Origin of the sequence: Curtobacterium sp. MCBD17_021, assembly GCF_003234525.1 — a bacterium.
Taxonomy (GTDB): domain Bacteria; phylum Actinomycetota; class Actinomycetes; order Actinomycetales; family Microbacteriaceae; genus Curtobacterium.
Window position 1 is genome coordinate 198,832 of record NZ_QKTS01000002.1, and the last position, 20,244, is coordinate 219,075.

Below are 20,244 nucleotides of genomic sequence, written 5' to 3' on the forward strand. Positions count from 1 at the left end.
GGTGCTCCCTCCGTCCTCCCCTCCAACCGCTTCGCCGACCCCACCAGGAAGAACCCATGCACATCCTCTTCTCCGGTGTCCCCGCACTCGGACACCTGCTCCCCCTCGTCCCGCTCGCCCGCGCCGCCCAGGCGGCGGGGCACGACGTCGCCCTCCTCACCAGCGGGGGCATGCGTGATGCACTCGCTGCCGAGCTGCCGACGGTGCCGCTCCTGGCGGCCGGGCCGATGCCGTCGGCGCTGTTCGCCGAGGTGGCCCGACGCATCCCGGGCAGCGACCCCGCGAACCGACCGGAACCCGCCGACGTCGCCGAGTTCTTCGCCGGCACCCGCGTCGACCTGACCGTCGACGACGCCCTGCGGGAGGCGACCGCCTGGTCGCCCGACGTCGTCGTGGCCGACGCCGTCGACCTGGTCGGGCCGCTCGTCGCGGCGGCACTCGGCATCCCGTACGCCGTCGTCGCGTTCGGCCCGGAGGTCCCCGACGCGTTCCGCCGGCCCATGACGGACCTCGTCCTCCCCCGCTACACCCAGCGCGGCCTCGTCCCGTCGCCGCCGCTGGCGCTGCTCGACCCGACCCCGGCGTCGCTCCAGGCGCCCGGGTGGACGCAGCACCCCGTGACCGTCCCCTTCCGGTCCGAGCCGCACAGCCGGCCCGGCGAGCGCACACCCCTGGCGCCGTTCCCGGCGACGGACCGGCCCCGCGTCCTCGTGACGCTGGGGACCGTCTTCGGCGACGCTGCGCTGTTGCAGACGATCATCGACGGGTTCCACCCCGACGAGGCAGACGTCCTCGCGACCGTCGGCGTCATCGGGGACCACCTCGCCGACAGCGAGCACGTCCACTTCGTCCCGTTCCGACCGATGCGCGAGCTGTTGGACGGCGTCGACGTCGTGGTCAGCGCTGCCGGTGCCGGTACCGTGCTCGCGGCGGCGAGTGCCGGCGTCCCGATGGTACTTCTGCCCCAGGGTGCGGACCAGTTCATCAACGCCGCCCGCGCGGCGGAGGCCGGCATGGCCGTCGTCGTGGACCGCGCGGAGGCCGTCGGTCCCGCGGTACACCGGATGCTCGCCGGATCCGCGCACGCCGACGCCGCCCGACGGTTGCGTGCGGAGGCCGAGCAGCGGCCGAGTGCCACCGACGCGATCAGCGAGCTCGTCGCCCGCGTGCGACGGGTGGCGACCGCCGAGCAGGGCTGATCCCGGTCCCCGTCACGCTCCGCTCGGCCCGGGCCCTGCCGGACCCGGGCCGAACACCGTCGCGGTGAAGCGACGCACGAGGTCGTCGTCGTGGTCGTACAGGCGCATGCCGAGCAGCGTGTTGATGAGCATGCCCTTCGCGAGGAAGGTCTCGGCTGCCGACGGTGCGAGTCCGGCCTCGTCGACCAGGAAGCGGAGGATCCGCGTGAACCCGTCCCGCGCCACGGGGCCGATGACCGGGTCCGCGCCGAGCATGTACGACTGCATGACGATGAGGTGGACGCCGTCCTCGGTCGCCAGGGCCTGGTACGCCTCGCCGAGCCGCGACTCGACGGTGCCGGGCCGGTCCTCGTCGAGTGCTGCGCGGAACGCGTCGAGCACCGCCTCGAGGCACCCTTCGATGACCGCGAGGAACAGGTTCTCCTTGGAGCCGAACATGCGGACGACGTAGGGCTGGCTGATCCCGGCGGCCTTCGCGATCCGCTCGGTGGTGGCGCCGTGGTACCCCTCGCGCGCGAACACGGTGGCCGCAGCGGCGAGGGTGGACTCTCGCCGTCGACTGCCGGCCATGCGCTCCGTTGCCTTCGGGATCGGGCCGCTTGCTGTCGCCATGGCTCGAGGGTATCATCCGATGCCATGAGTAATGAATCGATTACTAATGTCGCTTCCCACGCCGGGGTCCTGCCGCCGCTGGGCCGGGTCCTCCCCGTCCTCGTGGTACAGGTCCTCGTCGCCATGACCGTCGCCGGAGCCTTCGTCGGGCTGTACGTCGGGCTGCAGAAGGCCCCCGTCCCGCACCACCTCCCGGTCGCCGTCGCGGACGCTCGACTCGCCGACGCAGCATCCGCGGCGCTGGGCGACTCGGCCGACGTCCGCCCCGTCTCCTCGGCCACGGCGGCTCGCGAACTCGTCCGCTCCCGCGAGGTCGTCGCGGCCCTCCTCCCCAGCGCGGACGGCTCGACGCTCGCCACCGCTGGAGCGAACGGGCGGAGCGCGAGCGCCGCCGCCTCGGCGATGCTCATCCGGGTGGCGCAGGCCGGCGGCGTCCCGGTGTCGCGGACGCAGGACCTCGTGCCCCTCACGACGAGTGACGCGCAGGGCATCGCGGGGTTCTACCTCGTCTTCGGCACGACGCTCGCGGCCTTCATCCTCGCCCAGGTCATGAACTCCCTGGGCGCCCTCGCCCGCTTGCGTGTCCGGGTCCTCGTCACCGTCGTCGGGAGCATCGCCGCCGCCGTCGTCGTGGCCGTCATCGCCGGTCCGGTCGACGGAGCCGTACCCGCCGGGACCGGAGTCGTCATCGCCGTGCTGTCGCTCCTCGCCGTGGCCGTCTCGATGTCCACCCTCGCCATCACCGCACTCCTCGGCCCGATGGGGGTGGTCGTGTCCACCCTCGTGTTCACCACCCTCGGCAACGCGACCAGCGGCGCCACGGTGAGCACCCACCTCCTGCCGCCGGCACTGGCCGCCGTGGGCAGCGCGTTGCCGCCCGGGGCCGCGTTCGGCGCGGTGACGTCCTTCAGCTACTTCGACGGCGCCGGGGCCACACGCGCGCTCGTCACGCTCGCCCTGTGGATCGTGGTCGCGTCGGGCGTCCTGGTGCTCACGAGCCACCGCTCCCGGACGCGGCGGCCCACCCCCGGTCCCGCCGACCGAGCGGCCACACCCCGGTCGGATGCGGACAGTCATGCCACTTCGCATCGTGATCGCCTATCGTGACCACCAGCGCGATCGCGCGAACACCCCACGTCGGTCGCAGGACCGGCGGCGACGGAAGGTCGGTCTGCGTTGACCACCACCCCGATCCAGGCCGGCTACACCCGCACCCGCCCCGCCGTCGGCAATCGCGGGTCCAGCACCTCCACGTACTCGGCGGTCCTCGCGCAGGTCAAGGAACACGACCTGCTCCGCCGCCGCACCGGTTTCTACTGGTCCCTGTTCGGCTCGCTCGTCGGCACACTCGCCCTCGCCTGGGTGGCGTTCGCCCTCCTCGGTGACTCGTGGTTCCAGCTCATCGTCGCCGGCGCGCTCGGCGTGCTCTTCACGCAGTTCGCCTTCCTGTCGCACGAGGCCACGCACCGTCAGGTGTTCGCGTCGCAGCGCTGGAACGACCGTGCGGGCCGGTACGTCGGCACGTTCCTGGTCGGTCTGAGCTACTCGTGGTGGATGAACAAGCACACCCGCCACCACGGCAACCCGAACACGATCGGCAAGGACCCCGACATCGCTCCCGGTGTCATCCGCTTCACCCCGGAGGACGCGGCGGTCACCAAGGGGCCGCGAGGGCTGTTCACCCGGTTCCAGGGGTGGCTGTTCTTCCCACTCCTGACGCTCGAGGGCGTCAACCTGCACTGGTCCGCCGTCCGGACCGTGCTGACGGGCGGTGACACCAAGGCCGACCTCCGCAACCGCATGCTCGAGGCCACGCTCCTCGTCCTGCGCTTCGGCATCTACCTCACCATCGTGTTCTGGTTCCTGCCCTTCGGGATGGCGTGCGCGTTCCTCGGGGTGCAGCTCGCCGTCTTCGGCGTGATGATGGGCGCTTCCTTCGCCCCGAACCACAAGGGCATGCCGACCATCGCCCACGACGCGAAGGTCGACTTCTTCTCGCGCCAGGTCCGCACATCGCGCAACATCCGCGGCGGATGGTGGGTGTCCTTCCTCATGGGCGGCCTGAACTACCAGGTCGAGCACCACCTGTTCCCGTCCATGCCGCGCCCGGCGCTCAAGCAGGCCCGCTTGCTCGTCCGCGAGCACTGCGAGACGCTCGACGTCCCGTACACCGAGACGACCCTCCTCCGTTCGTACGGCATCGTCGTCCGCTACCTGAACCGCGTCGGCCTCGCCGCCCGTGACCCGTTCACCTGCCCGATGGTCTCGCAGCTCCGCATCCACTGAGGTGCACTGATCACCGACACCAGCCGGGCGGACGAGCTCGGCACGGCGGTCACCCCGATCGGTGCGGAGAACCCCTTCCGGCGCGCCGAGGACCTCGGCACCGTGGCCGAGGGGATCACCCGACTCGACGGCGGCGAGGCCGTCGAGCGCCCACCCCTCGCGCCGTGCAGCGCCGCCCGCAGGAGCAGGAGGATCGTCTTGCCGTCCGAACTGACCGCCCGCTGATCTCGACCGGTGCCCTCGGACCTCGGCTCCTCGTGGTGGGCCCTGCCGGGATCGAACCGACGACATCCACGGTGTAAACGTGGCGCTCTACCAGCTGAGCTAAAGGCCCTCGCACCACTGCCGGTGCACCCCACATCCTACGGGTGCGCCGAGAGCGACGCCGCTCGCCTGACTACGCTCGGCCGCATGCGCCGCTCCCCCGCCGTCGTCGTCGCCGCCGTGCTCGTCGCCCTGCTCACCGGTTGCTCGGCGCCCGCGGCCGACACGAGTTCGGTCGCACCGCCGTGGCCGCGTCCGACGGACCTGGCGCACCGCGCCGACGAGGCCGGACTCGAGGACGTCTGGGGCGAACGTCTGGTCGAGCACGTCCACACGCACCTGAGCATCACCGACGGTGACAGCCCGGTCGTGGTGCCGGGGAACGTGGGCCACTCGAAGTCCCAGCGCTTCGCCGCACAGCTGCACACGCACGACACGTCGGGCATCCTGCACGTCGAGTCCCCGACCCGTCGGACGTTCACGCTCGGGCAGTTCTTCGACGAGTGGGGCGTCTCGCTGGGGCCGGCACACGTCGGCGGGCTGCGCGGTGAGCTGACGGTCTGGGTGGACGGCAAGCGGTACTTCGGCAACCCGCGGTCCATCGAGCTGACGAACCGGCGCGAGATCGGTCTCGGCGTGACGACGATCGGTGAGGTCCCGCATCCTCCGGCGCCGTTCGACTGGCCGCCGCAGTACCGCTGACCGACCCGCAGAGCCGGACCGGACCGGACCGGACCACCCGCTCAGTCCTCCTTCGGTGCCACCCACGAGGTCCAGGTCCCTCTCGTCCGCCGAGCCTGGTCCGAGTTGCCACGCACTCGTTCGTGCGCTTCCGGACCGGCTCCCTCCGGTACGGGCAGGACGCCACGGGCGGCAGCCTGTGGACGACGCAGCACCATCTGGGATGCTGTGGAGGAACGACAACGGGACCAGGCCGCGGTCGTGGGACCGGACCACCGGGACAGGGGAACGGGGACTTCGATGACGGAACCGTCAGCACCGCCGCACGGCAACCCACGACGCTGGTGGATCGTCGGGGCCGGGGCGTTCGCCGTCGTGGTCGCCGCCGGCACGGTTGCGTGGTCACTCGCCGACCCCGGCCGGGAGGCCCGCCCCACCCCCGCAGCGGCCGTCGCCACCGCCACGCCGACGCCCACCCCCTCGCAGACGCCCCTGCCCGCCGTCCCGGACCGCCCGTCGGACCAGGCACTCGCCGCACTGCCCCTGGCGTTCCACGACGCCGTGATCAGCCAGCTCCTCGACGGTTCCCAGGTCGACGCCCGCAACCAGTGGACGACCGCGACGCCGAAGGCCCCCCTCGTCCCGCTCTACGCCGCACCCGACGCCGACGCTGCCCCGGTCGCGACACTGTCCTCGTCGGTGTCGACCCTGAACACGCCGACCGCGACCGCGGTGTGGGGGCGTACGGCTGGCGAAGACGGTGGCATGGTCCTCGTCTCGACGCCCTCCCGGAACCGGACCCCGGGTGACGGCGGGGTCGCCGAAGCCCCGAGTTCGACCTTCGCCTGGGCCCGCGCCGCCGACTTCACGCTCGCGAGCATCGACCGCGAGGTCCGGATCGACAACGCGACGTCCACGATCGCGATCGTGCATCGCGACGGCACCACGGAGACGAGCGAGACCGCACGGCTCGGCACCCCGGAAGACCCGACACCCGCTGACACGAAGACCTACATGGAGGCGAACTACGTCGATCCGCAGGTCCCGTACACGCAGGGACACCCGATCGCACTGACCGGGGCGCACTCGTCGAAGCTCGCCGGGTACGGCGGCAACGCGGCCCTCACCGCGCTGCACTTCTACCCGGACCCGACCGGCTCGTCGCACGGCTGCGTCCGCGTCACGGCCGCGATGACGGACGCGCTCGCGACGCTGCCGATCGGCACGCCGATCGAGTTCAGCTGAACAGTTCGCGGACCACCGCGCCGGGACGTTCGACGTGCGCGAAGTGCCCGCAGTCCTCCAGGAGGACCGTGCGGACGTCCGGCAGGACACCACCCAGACGCGCGAGGTCGTCGACCCGAGCGAACACGTCCTGCCGCCCCGCGACCGCCACGACCGGGCATCGCACCCCGGCCCATCGCCGGGTGTCGTAGCGGGCGGCCGACCGGGCCGCGCCGAGGAAGCCCACCGGACGGAACTCCTCGACGAACGCCCGCAGCACACTCGGGTCGAGTCGCCGGACGGTGGCGAACACCGGCCCGGCGAGCAGCGGGAGCAGTCCGATCCGGGCGAGTCCGCGCAGGAGGCCATGGGCAGCCCGCCGGGTCACGGCGAGCCCGGCGCGCAGGAGCGTGAAGGCCGGCAGTGTCCGGAGGGCCCGGACCGGGTGGCGCGCGGCGGTCGCCGTGGCGAAGGTGGTGCCGGAGACGAGGCCGAGGGAGCGCACCCGGTCCTGCCGGGTCACCGCGAGGTGGAGGCCGACGAAGGCCCCCATGGAGTGCCCGACGACGTCGGCCTGGTCGAGGCCGAGGGCGTCGAGCACCTCGACGATCACCTGTGACGACTCGTCGACGTCGAGCGGGACCGCCGGCGCGGGTGAGGAGCCCCACCCCGGCAGGTCGACCAGGACGAGTCCACGGCCGACGACGGCACCCGCTGCGGACAGGAGCGGCGTCCACGTGGTCCACGACCCGGCGACACCGTGCAGGAACAACAGCGGACGCGCACCCGGTCGGTGCCGGACCACGGTCGGGCCGGCACTCGTCGACACCGTCGTCGTGGTGAGGCCCCACCGAGCAGGGTCGCCGACGACGGGGTACGGCGCGTACGCGTCGGGGTGCACGGATCCCACCTGAGGGACCGCGCCGGTGTCGGTGACGGCCACCGTGCCTCCAGTCCGACGTCTCGTGACGTCACCCGGAGTTCGGAACCGACGCCGTCAGGGAAGGGGCGACGCTCAGCCGACGGAGACCGGCGCGGCACAGGCCGCGAGGCGGTCGAGGGCCGCCCGGTACTCCGTGACGTCCCGGGCGACACCCGGCTCGGTGATGATCGAGGCCTTGATGCGACCGTCCACGTCGATGACGAAGGTCGCGCGGGTGGCGAAGCCCTTCTGCTCGAGGAAGACGCCGTACTCCTTGGACACGGCACCGTGCGGCCAGAAGTCCGCGAGCAGCTCGAAGTCGTAGCCGTTGGCCTGCGCGAAGGAACGCAGCGTCGCCTTGGAGTCGACCGAGATGCCGATCAACTCGATGCGCTGGTCCTGGAACATCGCGATGTTGTCCTGCAGCGTGCAGAGCTCATCAGTGCAGGTGGACGAGAACGCGAGCGGGAAGAAGACGAGGGCGACCGGGCGGCGTCCGCGGTGGTCGCTGAGTCGGACGTGCTCACCGAACTGGTTCGGGAGCTCGAAGTCCGGCGCGAGTGAGCCGATCTCCAGTGCCATCGTGGTGGTGCTTCTCTCCCCGGGCGTTGGGTGTGCCCGTCGGTTCCACGCGTCCGCCGGTCGCGGACGCACGATCGGCCATGCTACGCCGACGGCAGGCGAACGCAAGTGCCGTCCGCACCGCGTCGTCATCAGCATCGCCGTCGGTGCAGGGGCCTAGAGTGGACGCGGCCCGTCCCCGGTCGTGATCCGACCACCGACGGCTCGACATGTCCACCACCACGAGAACGAACGAGGTCAACGGTGACGGTGAACGACCAGGACCCGCGCAGCACCGCAGGGCAGGACCAGGACCCGGAGGAGACCGCCGAGTGGCGTGAGTCCCTCGACGGTCTCGTCGCGACGCACGGGCACCAGCGGGCGCGCGAGATCATGCAGAGCCTGCTGAAGCGCTCGAACGAGCTGCACCTCGGCGTGCCGATGGTCCCGACGACGGACTACGTCAACACGATCGCCCCCGAGGACGAGCCCGAGTTCCCGGGCGACGAAGAGCTCGAACGCCGCTATCGCCGGTGGATCCGCTGGAACGCGGCCGTCACCGTGCACCGCGCGCAGCGCCCCGGCATCTCGGTCGGCGGCCACATCTCGACGTACGCGTCGAGTGCTGCCATGTACGAGGTCGGCTACAACCACTTCTTCCGTGCGCAGGACCACCCGTCCGGCGGCGACCAGGTCTTCTTCCAGGGCCACGCCTCCCCCGGCATGTACGCCCGCGCCTACATGGAGGGCCGTCTCAGCGAGGACCAGCTCGACGGCTTCCGACAGGAGAAGTCGCACGCCGGCGGCGGGCTCTCCTCGTACCCGCACCCGCGTCTCATGCCGCACTTCTGGCAGTTCCCGACCGTGTCGATGGGCATCGGTCCGATCAACGCGATCTACCAGGCACAGCAGGCCAAGTACCTGTCGAACCGTGGCATCAAGGACGCCTCGGAGCAGCAGGTCTGGGCGTTCCTCGGCGACGGCGAGATGGACGAGGTCGAGTCCCGCGGTCAGCTCCAGGTCGCGGCGAACGACGGTCTCGACAACCTCAACTTCGTCATCAACTGCAACCTGCAGCGCCTCGACGGCCCCGTCCGTGGCAACGGCAAGATCATCCAGGAGCTCGAGGCGTTCTTCCGCGGTGCGGGCTGGAACGTCATCAAGGTCGTCTGGGGCCGCGAGTGGGACGACCTGCTCGCCCGCGACACCGAGGGCGCGCTCCTCAACCTCATGAACCAGACGCCGGACGGCGACTACCAGACGTACAAGGCCGAGAACGGTGCCTACGTGCGCGAGAACTTCTTCGGGCGTGACCCGAAGGCGCTCGAGCTGGTCGAGGACTACACCGACGACCAGATCTGGAACCTCAAGCGCGGTGGCCACGACTACCGCAAGGTCTACGCCGCGTTCAAGGCCGCGACCGAGCACAAGGGCCAGCCGACCGTCATCCTGGCCAAGACGGTCAAGGGCTACGGCCTCGGCCCGAGCTTCGAGGGGCGCAACGCGACCCACCAGATGAAGAAGCTCACGCTCGACAACCTCAAGCAGTTCCGCGACGAGATGCGCATCCCGGTGACCGACGCGCAGCTCGAGGAGAACCCGTACACCCCGCCGTACTACCACCCGGGCAACGACGACGAGGCGATCCAGTACATGCACGAGCGCCGCCGTGAACTCGGTGGCTACGTGCCGGAGCGTCGCACGAAGTACACGCAGGTCAACCTGCCCGACGAGTCGAAGTACCAGGTCGTCAAGAAGGGCTCCGGCAAGCAGGAGGTCGCCACGACGATGGCGTTCGCCCGCCTGCTGAAGGACCTGCTCCGGTCGCCGGACTTCGGCAACCGCGTGGTCCCGATCATCCCGGACGAGGCGCGCACGTTCGGCATGGACGCGTACTTCCCGACCGCGAAGATCTACAACCCGAACGGCCAGCACTACACGTCGGTCGACCGCGAACTCCTCCTGGCCTACAAGGAGAGCCCGCAGGGCCAGATCATCCACGTCGGCATCAACGAGGCGGGCGCCCTCGCGGCCTTCACCGCGGTCGGCACCTCGTACTCGACGCAGGGCGAACCGCTCATCCCGGTCTACGTCTTCTACTCGATGTTCGGCTTCCAGCGCACCGGCGACGCGATCTGGGCCGCCGGCGACCAGATGGCCCGCGGGTTCATGATCGGCGCCACCGCCGGTCGCACCACCCTGACCGGCGAGGGTCTGCAGCACGCGGACGGCCACTCGCCGCTCCTCGCGGCGTCGAACCCGGCCGTCGTCTCGTACGACCCCGCGTACGGGTACGAGATCGGGCACATCGTCCGCTCCGGCCTCGAGCGCATGTACGGCACGAACGAGGACGGCACGCCGTCGCACGACGACCCGAACGTCATGTACTACCTCACGGTCTACAACGAGCCGCTCGTGCAGCCGGCCGAGCCGGAGGGTGTCGACGTCGACGGCATCGTCAAGGGCATGTACCTGCTCAAGGCGAGCGAACACGACGGCCCCAAGGCCCAGCTGCTCGCGTCCGGTGTCGCCGTGCCGTGGATCCTCGAGGCGCAGGAGCTCCTGGCCTCGGACTGGGGCGTGTCGGCTGACGTCTGGAGCGTCACCAGCTGGGGTGAGCTCTACCGCGACGGTGTGGACGCCGAGCAGCACGCGTTCCTCAACCCGAACGAACAGCCGCGCACCCCGTACGTCACCGAGCGCCTGCTCGGTACCGAGGGTCCGGTCGTGGCGGTGAGCGACTTCATGCACGCCGTGCAGGAGCAGATCCGCCCGTTCGTCCCGGCCGACTACGCCACGCTCGGCGCGGACGGCTTCGGCTTCTCGGACACCCGTCCGGCAGCACGCCGCTTCTTCCACATCGACGGTCCCTCGGTCGTCGTGCGGACGCTGCAGCAGCTGGTCCGCCAGGGCAAGCTCGACGCCTCCGTCCTGCAGCAGGCGATCGACAAGTACCGCCTGCACGACGTGACGGCCGGCACCACCGGCAGCGCGGGCGGCGAGAGCTGATCTGGGCGTGACCACACCCCGCACCGCCACCGCCGCGGGCCGGGAGGACGACCGGCAACGGGCGCTCTCCTGGCTCCGGCAGGTGTCGGGCGAACTCTCGACCGCGACGATCAAGCGGCTCGAGGACACCCTGCCCTGGTACAGCGAGATGCCTCCCGGCCGTCGCTCGGCCGTCGGCATGGTGGCCCAGGCCGGCATCACCTCGTTCATCTCATGGCTCGAGGGCAGCGCCTCCACCCCGTGGATCGCCGCCGCCGACGTCTTCGGCTCGGCGCCACGTGAGCTCCTGCGCTCGGTGAGCCTGCAGCAGACCCTGCAGCTCATCCGCGTCGTGGTCACCGTGGTCGAGGAGCGCGCTGCCGACGACGAGATGCTGCAGGAGGCGATCCTCAAGTACTCGCGTGACATCGCCTTCGCGGCGGCGGACGTCTACGCCCGCGCCGCGGAGGCCCGCGGGCTCTGGGACGCCCGTCTCGAGGCCCTCGTGGTCGACTCGATCCTGTCGGGCGAGTACGACGACGAGCTGCCGTCGCGCATCGCCGCGCTCGGCTGGCACGGACACGGCGAGGTCGCGGTGCTCGTCGGCACGGCGCCGAAGCAGCTCGAGGTCGACCAGGTCCGCCGGACGGCCCGGCACCAGGACGCGGACGTGCTCATCGGCGTCCAGGGGTCGCGGCTCGTCGTCGTCATCGGCCGGGCCACCCCGCGGGACGACGTGCCCGAGGGGGAAGAGCCGGTGTCGTTCATGTCGATCGCGCAGGAACTCGAACCGCTCTTCGGGGAGGGACACCTGGTGCTCGGCAACGAGGTGCCCGGGGTCGTCGACGCGTCGACCAGCGCGAAGGCCGCCCTCGCCGGGTTCGCGGTCGCACGCGCCTGGCGCGGGGCACCCCGCCCGGCACTGGCCGACGACCTGCTCCCCGAGCGGGCACTGGCCGGCGACCCGCTCGCCCGGTCGGCACTCGTGCAGCGGATCTACACACCCCTCAAGGACCAGTCGACCGAGCTCCTGCAGACCCTGTGGTGCTACCTCGACACCGGACGGTCACTCGAGGCCACCGCGCGGGAACTGTTCGTGCACCCGAACACCGTGCGCTACCGGCTCCGACGGGTCGCGGACATCATCGGGTGGGACGCCACCCACGCCCGCGACGCATTGATCGTGCAGTCGGCGCTCATCCTCGGAGCGATGTCCGAGTCGGCGTCCACCCGCCGTCGTCCGACCCGCCGGTAGACCCCGGTCCTGCCGCCTCACCCGCCCCACCCGTAGGGGTTCCTACAACCCGTCCCCGGAATCCGTGTGGGGATTCCACACGGATCCCGGGGTGGTGGCCGTGCAGGATTGACCGGTGATCGTCGTCGTCGCGCCCGGACAGGGCTCCCAGACCCCCGGATTCCTCGCCCCCTGGCTCGAGGACGCCGCCGTCCGTGAACGAGTCGGCCAGTGGTCCGAGGCGATCGGCGTCGACCTCGCCGAGCACGGCACGAACTCCGACGCGGACACCATCAAGGACACCGCCCTGGCGCAGCCGCTCATCGTGGCTGCCGGACTCGTCACCGCCGACGCCCTGCTCGCCGACGGCCGTCGCGCCCTCGTCGGCGGGGTTGCGGGGCATTCGGTGGGTGAGTTCACGGCCGCCGCCGTCGCCGGGGTCCTCACGCCGACCGACGCCGTGTCGCTGGTCGCCGAGCGCGGGCGGGCGATGGCCGACGCCGCGGCGCTGGAGCCGACCTCGATGGCAGCAGTGCTCGGCGGCGACGCCGACGAACTCGCAGCCGCCCTCGAGTCCCTGGGCCTCACCGCCGCGAACCACAACGGTGGTGGCCAGACGGTCGTGGCCGGACCCGCCGACGCGATCGTGCGCCTGGCGGAGCAGCCGCCCGCCAAGGCCCGCGTGGTGCCCCTGGCGGTCGCCGGCGCCTTCCACACCCGCTTCATGGCCCCGGCCGTCGATCGTGTCGCCCCCGTCGCCGCGGCCACGACCGTGCAGGACCCGACGCTCCCGCTCTGGACGAACGCCGACGGCTCCCGGGTGGACGACGGACGCCGCTTCGTCGACCTCATGGTCCGGCAGATCGCCAGCCCCGTGCACTGGGACGCCGTCATGACGTCGTTCCAGCAGGCCGGCGTCACCGGGATCATCGAGCTCGCCCCGGCCGGTGCCCTCGTCGGCCTGGCGAAGCGCGGACTCCGCGGCACGCCGACCGTCGCGATCAAGACGCCGGAAGACCTGCCCGCGGCCGTCGAGCTGCTGAGCGCCACCGTCGACACCACCGAGGCCACCCGATGACCGACACGAGCACGACCGGCCCAGGCGCCACCACGCCGGCCGCCGAGGCCGGTGCGGCGGACGCGACCCAGGGCCTCCAGGCGGGCGCCCGCCCCGTCCTGGCCCAGCGACGCGGCCACGAGTTCACGCGCATCCTCGCCTTCGGCGCCGCCCGCGGCGAGAACGTGGTCCCGAACGACGACCTGGTCGGCCCGATCGACTCGTCCGACGAGTGGATCCGCCAGCGGACCGGCATCGTGACCCGCATGCGGGCCGGCCGTGACGTCGAGGCCGTGGACCTCGCCGAGGCCGCCGCACGTGAGGCGATCGAGAAGGCCGGGCTCACCCCCGACCAGATCGGCGTCGTCCTCGTCGCGACCGTCACCCACACCGTCGCGACCCCGTCGATGGCCTCGTTGCTCGCCGAGCGCATCGGCGCCGCACCGGCCGCTGCCTACGACATCAGCGCCGCGTGCGCCGGCTACGCCTACGGCATCGCGCAGGCCGACTCGTTCATCAAGTCGGGCATCGCCGACCACGTGCTCGTCATCGGCGCGGAGAAGCTCAGCGACGTCGTCGACCCGACCGACCGCTCCATCTCGTTCCTCCTCGGGGACGGCGCGGGCGCCGCGGTCGTCGGTCCGAGCGACACGGCCGGCATCGGCCCGAGCATCTGGGGCTCCGACGGCTCGAAGTGGGACGCCATCGGCATGACCGCGACCTACAACGAGTGGGAGGCCGGCGCGCCCCGCCCGACCATGCGCCAGGCCGGACAGACCGTGTTCCGCTGGGCCGTCTGGGAGATGGTCAAGGTCGCGCGTCAGGCACTCGAGGCCGCCGGCGTCCGCGCAGACCAGCTCTCGGCCTTCGTCCCGCACCAGGCGAACATCCGGATCATCGACGAGTTCGCGAAGCAGCTCGGGATCCCGGACACGGTGGCGATCGCCCGCGACATCACCACCACCGGCAACACCTCGGCCGCGAGCATCCCGCTCGCCACGCACCGCCTGCTCTCCGAGCACCCGGAACTGTCCGGCGGCCTCGCCCTGCAGATCGGGTTCGGCGCCGGACTCGTGTTCGGCGCACAGGTGGTCGTCCTCCCCTAGCCCCTCGCGCCTCCGGGCGCGGGCAGTGCCCGTGCCCTAGGCTGTCCCACGGTCAAACGACACCCCCCTCAAGGAGAACACCCATGGCCCTGTCCAACGAAGAAGTCCTCGCCGGCCTGGCCGAGCTGATCAACGACGAGACCGGTATCGCCACCGACACCGTCGCCGCTGACAAGTCGTTCACCGACGACCTCGACATCGACTCGATCTCGATGATGACCATCGTCGTGAACGCCGAAGAGAAGTTCGACGTCAAGATCCCCGACGAAGAGGTCAAGAACCTCAAGACCGTCGGCGACGCCGTCGACTTCATCGTCAAGGCCCAGGCCTGAGTCGAGCTTCCTGAGCGCCGCGGGCCGCTGACCCTCGAGTCGTGGCCCGCGGCGCTCGTCTTGTCCCTCGCAGAAAGAACCGTCGTTCATGACCAAGAGAACCGTCGTCGTCACCGGGATCGGTGCGATCAGTCCCCTCGCTGCGACCGCCAAGGAATCCTGGGCGGCACTGCTCGCCGGTGAGTCCGGCATCAGCCGCATCGAGGACCCGCGCTACGCCGAGCTCGAGCTCCCCGTCGAGTTCGCCGGCCAGGCGCGCCGCTTCGTCACCGACCAGCTCACCCGCCCGGAGTCGAAGCGTCTCGACCCCTCGTCGCAGCTGTCCCTCATCGCCGCGCGCGAAGCATGGGCGGACGCGGGCATCGACGCCGAGTCCGTCGTGCCCGAGCGCCTCATCGTCGACTGGGCGACCGGCATCGGTGGCGTCAACACGCTGCTCGACGCGTGGGACACCCTCCGCGAGAAGGGCCCGCGTCGCGTCATGCCGATGACGGTCCCGATGCTCATGGCGAACGGCCCCGCCGCCGCCATCGAGATGGAGTTCGGCGCCCGTGGTGGCGCCCGCACCTACCTCTCCGCCTGCGCCTCCTCCACGGAGTCCCTGGCCGAGGCCTACCGTCACGTCGCCTTCGGTGACGCGGACATCGTCATCGCCGGTGGTGCCGAGGCTGCGCTGCACCCGCTGCCGCTCGCCTCGTTCGCCGCGATGCAGGCGCTGTCCCGTCGGAACGACTCCCCCGAGACGGCCTCGCGTCCGTACGACGTCACCCGTGACGGCTTCGTGCTCGCCGACGGTGCGGCCGCGCTCATCCTCGAGACGAAGGAGCACGCCGAGGCCCGGGGCGCCCACATCTACGCCGAGGTCGCCGGCTCCGGCATCACCTCCGACGCGTTCCACATCACCGCGCCGGACCCCGAGGGTTCGGCGGCTGCCCGTGCCGTCATCATGGCGCTCGAGCACGCGGACGCCAGCCGGTCCGACGTCGCGCACGTCAACGCGCACGCGACGTCGACGCCGGTCGGCGACGTCGCCGAGTACCACGCCATGCGTCGGGTCTTCGGCGACCACCTCGACCAGGTCGTCGTGTCCGCCACGAAGGCGTCCACGGGGCACCTGCTCGGTGGCGCCGGCGCGATCGAGGCGGTCTTCACCGTCCTCGCGCTCGAGAACCGCGTCGCACCGCCGACGATCAACCTCACCGAGCAGGACCCGGAGATCGTGATGGACGTCGCGACCGCGCCGCGCGACCTGCCCCAGGGCGACCTGCTCGCGGTGAGCAACTCGTTCGGCTTCGGCGGGCACAACGCGGTGGTCGCGTTCCGCTCGGTCTGATCCACGCTCGTCCAGGAGGCCCGTCCCGCGTCGCGGGGCGGGTCTCCTGTCCGTGTGGCCGCCCTGGCGGTCAGCGCTGCCCGCGGCACCTCGCCACGGGGGCGACGGCGCCGCCTCAGCAGAGACGACGCCGTCGATCGGAGGAACCTGAGTCGGGGACTAGCCCACGCGGTGCAGCCAGACGACCGGGTTGCCCTCGGCGGCGTGCCGGAAGGGCTCGAGTTCGTCGTCCCACGCCTGGCCGAGCGCGAGTCGCAGTTCACGGCGCAGCTCGAGGGCGTTGCTGCCCGCGACCTCCATCGCGTAGCGGATCCGGTCCTCCGGCACGACCATGTTCCCGGTGACGTCGGTCTGCGCGTAGAAGACACCGAGGTCGGGCGTGTGCATCCACCGTCCACCGTCCGAGTCCGCGGTGGCGTCCTCGGTGACCTCGAAGCGGAGGTGCTCCCACCCGCGCAGCGCAGAGGCGATCGCGGCGCCTGAGCCCACCGGACCGGTCCAGGTGAACTCGGTGCGGCGCGAACCGTCCAGCGCGGGCTGGTCGAGCCACGAAAAGTTGACGGCGCGACTCATCGCGCGACCTGCCGCCCATTCGACGTGCGGGCAGAGCGCGCGCGGTGAGGAGTGCACGTAGAGCACTCCTGACGTTGTCCCAGTCACGATTCCTCCGATCGTCAGGTGCGACTTCCCCATCGACCTGTACAGCGGAGGACCCGTTCGGGACCATCGGTATGCGATTGTGATGTCCCGGAGGACACGCTCATCATGCCAGGTGCCGACTGGGAACGGCAAGCACCCCGACGAACCCGGTCCGACCGGCCGCCCGCGGACTGCCGCTACGCGAGTTCCTGGCGCGGGTAGATGACCTTCTGCACGATGATGATCACCGACGCGGCGGCCGGCACCGCCACGAGTGCGCCGAGCACCCCGCCGATCGTCGCGCCGGCCACGGCGGCGATGACCACGAGGGCTCCCGGGACCTGGACGGCACGCGACATGATGCGCGGCGAGATGATGTACGCCTCGACCTGCATGTACACGAGGTAGTAGATCGCCGCCGCCAGCGCCGTCGCGGGCGAGGCGAACAGGCAGAGCAGTGAGATGAGCACCGCGGCACCGATCGTCCCGACGAGCGGGATGAGCGACCCGAGGAACGCGAAGGTCGCGAGCAGCACGGGCAGCGGGGCGCCGATGATGAGCAGCCAGATGATGCTCAGCACGCCGTTGATGCCCGCCTGGGTGATCTGCCCGACGACGTAGCGGCCGACCGAGGACGTGACCTCCTCGCTCACGGCGACGAAGTTCTCGCGACGGGACGCCGGCACGAAGCGGTACGCCATCGTCTTGAGTCCGCGCATGGACGCCAGGAAGTACAGCATCAGGATGATCACGATGAGCGCGCCGGTCAGCCCGGAGAGGATGCCGCTGCCGACGGCCAGGATCCCGCCGCCGAGTGAGAGCAGATTGCCCGGGTTCTCGACGAAGGTCTGCACCGACTCGAGGGCGTGGTCGATGTCGAACGACCCGTCGAACTGGCGCGACAGGTCCTGCACCCAGCCCTGGTGCGAGATGTCCGCGACGATCTCGGGGAAGTTCTGCACGAGGTTCGTGGCCTGCTCGACCAGGAGGGGCACGATCGCGAAGACGACCCCGACGAAGGCGCCCAGCACCGCGACCACCACGATCGTGATCGCCGACCACCGCGGGATGTAGCGCTCGAGCAGCGTGACGAGCGGGTCGAGACCGAGGGCGATGAACAGCGCGACACCGATGTAGACGAGGACGGTGCTCAGCTGGTGGATGAGGGTGCCGGCCAACAGGGCGACGAGCACGCCGATCGCGCCCATGAACCCGATGCGGAAGGCGTTGACGCGCACGCCCGTACCGGCCCGGCTCACCTCGAACACCACGTTCGGGGTGGGCGCGTGACTCGTGTCTTCGGGTGGGCGCTTCTTGGACGGCAGGTGCACGTAGGGCGGGCGGGACTTGAACCCGCGAATCGTTCGGTTATGAGCCGACTGCCTTGACCAGCTTGGCTACCGCCCCTCGGGGCCAGCGGCCACCGGCTCCCCACGATACAGCGCCTCGAACGTCGAGAGCGTGCGGTTGATGTCGTGTGCCTCGATCATCGTCAGGCTGCGCTCCCGCATCCGTGCGTACTCGTCGTCCGGAGCGGTGAGCACCGAGGTGAGCTTCGCCGCGAGGTCGTGCTCGTCACCGGGGGCGAAGAGGGCGCCGTTGCCGTCGACCAGGTGCGGGAGCGCCATGGCGTCCGCCGCGACGACGGGCAGCCCGGAGGCCATCGCCTCGAGCGACGAGATGCTCTGCAGCTCGGCGGTCGACGGCATCACGAACACGGTCCCGTTCGTCAGCGTGCGGAGCTTGACCTCGTCCGGGACGAACCCGAGGAAGCGGACGCGGTCCTCGACACCGAGCTCCTGCGCGAGCGCCGTGAGCTTCGGGATCATGTCGCCGTCACCGACGACCGTGAAGTGCGCGTCGAGCGATGCGGGCAGGAGCGGGAGCGCCCGGATGACGACGTCGAGGTTCTTCTCCGGTGCCACGCGTCCGACGAAGACGATGTCGTTGCCCGCCGGCCGGCCCGTCGCCGGGGTGTAGCGGGTGGCGTCGATCCCGCACGAGATCGCGAGGACCGGCTGACCGGCGATCGCATCGCGCAGGTAGTCGGCCGCGAGCTCGGTCGGCGTGGTGATCGCCTCGGCCAACCGGTACGTCTTCGCTGCGTCCGCCCACGCGACCTTGAGGGCGATCGGCGTCGTGCGCTTGCCGAACGGCGTGTACTCGAGCAGGTTCTCGGGCATGAAGTGGTTCGTGCCGATGATCCGGATGCCCCGGTCGTGCGCCTCGCGGGCGACGCCGCGACCGACCACGATGTGGGACTGGATGTGCACGACGTCGGGTTGCAGGGCGTCGATGACCGGAGCGGTGTGCTTGCGGACCGTCCAGGGCCAGGCGAAGCGGTACCAGGCGTGGGCGGGCCACCGGTACGACGCGAGGCGGTGGACGGTCAGGGTGACGCCGCGGTGCTCCTCGTCGAAGGAGCCGTGGTGCGTGCGGTTCCAGGACGGCGCGATGACGTGCACCTCGTGCCCGCGCTCGGCCAGGCCGACGGCGAGCTCTTCGGTGAAGGTCGCCGCGCCGTTCACGTCGGGGGCGAACGTGTCGGCGGCGATGAGGACCCGCAGCGGTCGTCGCCCCCCGGTGGCGGCCGTGGTGTCGGTCGTCTCGGTCGTGGCGTCTGCTGACACGGCGGGGGTCGTCCTCTCGTCGCGATCACCGGCGTACGTCGTCGCAGCACGCCGGACTGGTCGGTTCGGAACGCTACCGCACCCCTCTGGCCGCCCGCCTCCGCCGCGCGGCTGACCTGCGTCATCCCGTGGTACCGCCCCGTGGGGACCAGGACGTGCAGCGGGGTCTGCATGCGCCACGTCGCGGACGCGGGTCCGGAGACGGACGGGAGGCATGCCTCCCGGCTGTCGCTACCGGCGCGTGTCGGGGTGGTGCTTCGCGAGCAGGAACACCCCGGTGATCGCGATGGCGCCGGCGACGAGGAAGCCGATCCCGGCCCCGACGGGTGCGCCCGCCGCCTCGTCGAGGACGATCACGCCGATGCCGACGGCGACGATCGGGTCGACCACGGTGAGTCCGGCGATCACCAGGTCGGCGGACCCGCTCGAGTAGGCGTTCTGCACGAAGTACGCACCGACGGCCGAGGCCACCACGACGCCCACGATCGCGAACACCGTCACCCAGTCGAAGCTGCCGTTCACGAGGCGGTTCAGGGTCACCTTGGCGAGGGTCGCCACGAAGCCGTAGAGGACACCGGCACCGATGATGTAGTAGAGCGCGTTCCGTCGCTTGGCGACGAGACGGAACGAGACGACGACGAGCACGAGGACGACCGCGAGGACCACGAGGACGGTGATGAGCTGCCCGCGTCCGATCGGACTCTCACGGCCGTACAGGGCGGCGATGAGCACGAACAGGCCGACGCCGCCGATGCAGGTCCAGACGGCCCGCCGTGCCTGGGTGCCGAGCGGGACGCCGGAGCTCCGGGAGGAGAACCAGGTCGTGACGACGAGGGCGACGGCTCCGAGCGGTTGCACGACGATGAGTGGCGCGTAGGTGATGCTGACGAGCTGGAGCACGATGGCGGCTCCGAGCATGAGCGTGCCGAGCACCCAGTTGCCGCTGCCGAGCAACGCCAGGACGTGCCGGACGGACAGGCCCTTCGACTGCTGCCCGAGCCGGGCCTCCACCCGCTGGACCCCGCGGCTCTGGAACTGCGCACCGAGGGACAGGAACACCGCTCCGATCAGTGCGACGGGGATCATCAGGGCCTGGAACGGGGTCAGGTTCTGCACCACGTCGGGGATCGGCAGGTCCGGTGTCACGGGTCGAGGCTATCCGACGCGCGCAGATAA

General features: G+C 71.0%; 18 protein-coding genes and 2 tRNA genes. 11 read left to right on the forward strand and 9 right to left on the reverse strand.

The window, feature by feature from the left end; genetic code table 11:
- Positions 1 to 56: 56 nt before the first annotated feature.
- Positions 57 to 1,199: a glycosyltransferase gene (locus tag DEI83_RS02825; protein WP_111080280.1), complete on the forward strand. Its 1,143-nt coding sequence runs from the start codon at positions 57 to 59 to the stop codon at positions 1,197 to 1,199.
- 12 nt (positions 1,200 to 1,211) lie between these two features.
- Here DEI83_RS02825 and DEI83_RS02830 read toward each other — a convergent pair whose 3' ends face one another.
- Entirely contained in the window at positions 1,212 to 1,811 is a 600-nt protein-coding gene (locus DEI83_RS02830) for a TetR/AcrR family transcriptional regulator (protein WP_111080281.1), read from the reverse strand.
- A 24-nt stretch (positions 1,812 to 1,835) separates the two neighbouring features.
- On the opposite strand from DEI83_RS02830, the gene DEI83_RS02835 reads away from it, so the two are divergent.
- Positions 1,836 to 2,918, forward strand: a complete 1,083-nt coding sequence (locus tag DEI83_RS02835; RefSeq protein ID WP_146243222.1) for a hypothetical protein — start codon at positions 1,836 to 1,838, stop codon at positions 2,916 to 2,918.
- Between the two features lie 69 nt (positions 2,919 to 2,987).
- Positions 2,988 to 4,097, forward strand: coding sequence for an acyl-CoA desaturase (locus tag DEI83_RS02840; protein ID WP_258371027.1), 1,110 nt, complete (start codon positions 2,988 to 2,990; stop codon positions 4,095 to 4,097).
- 258 nt (positions 4,098 to 4,355) lie between these two features.
- Here DEI83_RS02840 and DEI83_RS02845 read toward each other — a convergent pair.
- Positions 4,356 to 4,431 (reverse strand) — tRNA-Val (locus DEI83_RS02845).
- Positions 4,432 to 4,508: 77 nt separating this feature from the next.
- Here DEI83_RS02845 and DEI83_RS02850 point away from each other — a divergent pair.
- Positions 4,509 to 5,063 (forward strand): lipoprotein, encoded by a 555-nt coding sequence (locus DEI83_RS02850; RefSeq protein ID WP_111080283.1) that lies wholly within the window; start codon positions 4,509 to 4,511, stop codon positions 5,061 to 5,063.
- A 279-nt stretch (positions 5,064 to 5,342) separates the two neighbouring features.
- Entirely contained in the window at positions 5,343 to 6,287 is a 945-nt protein-coding gene (locus tag DEI83_RS02855) for a L,D-transpeptidase (protein ID WP_111080284.1), read from the forward strand.
- On the opposite strand, the gene DEI83_RS02860 is transcribed toward DEI83_RS02855, so the two are convergent.
- Both DEI83_RS02860 and DEI83_RS02865 read right to left on the reverse strand, forming a co-directional pair.
- Positions 6,280 to 7,167 (reverse strand): alpha/beta fold hydrolase, encoded by an 888-nt coding sequence (locus DEI83_RS02860; protein WP_181431044.1) that lies wholly within the window; start codon positions 7,165 to 7,167, stop codon positions 6,280 to 6,282. The two genes, DEI83_RS02855 and DEI83_RS02860, sit on opposite strands and share 8 nt — an antisense overlap.
- A 114-nt stretch (positions 7,168 to 7,281) precedes the next feature.
- On the reverse strand, positions 7,282 to 7,770 hold the full coding sequence (locus DEI83_RS02865) for a peroxiredoxin (RefSeq protein WP_111080286.1): 489 nt from the start codon (positions 7,768 to 7,770) through the stop codon (positions 7,282 to 7,284).
- A 243-nt stretch (positions 7,771 to 8,013) separates the two neighbouring features.
- Here DEI83_RS02865 and aceE point away from each other — a divergent pair, with 243 nt between their 5' ends.
- From aceE to DEI83_RS02895, 6 genes are all read left to right on the forward strand, one after another.
- Positions 8,014 to 10,758: a pyruvate dehydrogenase (acetyl-transferring), homodimeric type gene (gene aceE, locus DEI83_RS02870; protein ID WP_111080287.1), complete on the forward strand. Its 2,745-nt coding sequence runs from the start codon at positions 8,014 to 8,016 to the stop codon at positions 10,756 to 10,758.
- Positions 10,759 to 10,765: 7 nt separating this feature from the next.
- Positions 10,766 to 11,992 carry a CdaR family transcriptional regulator gene (locus DEI83_RS02875; RefSeq protein WP_111080288.1) on the forward strand — a complete coding sequence of 409 codons (1,227 nt, stop codon included), beginning with the start codon at positions 10,766 to 10,768 and terminating at the stop codon, positions 11,990 to 11,992.
- A gap of 115 nt (positions 11,993 to 12,107) precedes the next feature.
- Positions 12,108 to 13,049: an ACP S-malonyltransferase gene (locus tag DEI83_RS02880; RefSeq protein WP_111080289.1), complete on the forward strand. Its 942-nt coding sequence runs from the start codon at positions 12,108 to 12,110 to the stop codon at positions 13,047 to 13,049.
- The gene (locus DEI83_RS02885; protein ID WP_258371029.1) at positions 13,046 to 14,134 is read left to right on the forward strand and encodes a beta-ketoacyl-ACP synthase III; all 1,089 of its coding nucleotides are present in this window, start codon (positions 13,046 to 13,048) and stop codon (positions 14,132 to 14,134) included. Before DEI83_RS02880 ends, DEI83_RS02885 begins: the two co-directional genes overlap by 4 nt.
- Before the next feature lie 83 nt (positions 14,135 to 14,217).
- A complete protein-coding gene (locus tag DEI83_RS02890) occupies positions 14,218 to 14,466 on the forward strand; it encodes an acyl carrier protein (RefSeq protein WP_058741348.1) in 249 nt (82 codons plus the stop codon).
- 88 nt (positions 14,467 to 14,554) lie between these two features.
- Positions 14,555 to 15,799 carry a beta-ketoacyl synthase gene (locus DEI83_RS02895; protein WP_111080290.1) on the forward strand — a complete coding sequence of 415 codons (1,245 nt, stop codon included), beginning with the start codon at positions 14,555 to 14,557 and terminating at the stop codon, positions 15,797 to 15,799.
- 159 nt (positions 15,800 to 15,958) lie between these two features.
- On the opposite strand, the gene DEI83_RS02900 is transcribed toward DEI83_RS02895, so the two are convergent.
- The 5 genes from DEI83_RS02900 to DEI83_RS02920 all read right to left on the reverse strand — a co-directional run bounded on the left by DEI83_RS02900 (position 15,959) and on the right by DEI83_RS02920 (position 20,214).
- Positions 15,959 to 16,492 carry a DUF3145 domain-containing protein gene (locus tag DEI83_RS02900; RefSeq protein WP_111080291.1) on the reverse strand — a complete coding sequence of 178 codons (534 nt, stop codon included), beginning with the start codon at positions 16,490 to 16,492 and terminating at the stop codon, positions 15,959 to 15,961.
- A 143-nt stretch (positions 16,493 to 16,635) separates the two neighbouring features.
- Positions 16,636 to 17,676, reverse strand: coding sequence for an AI-2E family transporter (locus tag DEI83_RS02905; RefSeq protein WP_258371030.1), 1,041 nt, complete (start codon positions 17,674 to 17,676; stop codon positions 16,636 to 16,638).
- Positions 17,677 to 17,770: 94 nt separating this feature from the next.
- Positions 17,771 to 17,845 (reverse strand) — tRNA-Ile (locus tag DEI83_RS02910).
- Positions 17,836 to 19,068 (reverse strand): glycosyltransferase, encoded by a 1,233-nt coding sequence (locus DEI83_RS02915; RefSeq protein WP_111080292.1) that lies wholly within the window; start codon positions 19,066 to 19,068, stop codon positions 17,836 to 17,838. Before DEI83_RS02915 ends, DEI83_RS02910 begins: the two co-directional genes overlap by 10 nt.
- A gap of 231 nt (positions 19,069 to 19,299) precedes the next feature.
- On the reverse strand, positions 19,300 to 20,214 hold the full coding sequence (locus DEI83_RS02920; RefSeq protein ID WP_181431046.1) for a DMT family transporter: 915 nt from the start codon (positions 20,212 to 20,214) through the stop codon (positions 19,300 to 19,302).
- Between the last annotated feature and the right edge of the window lie 30 nt (positions 20,215 to 20,244).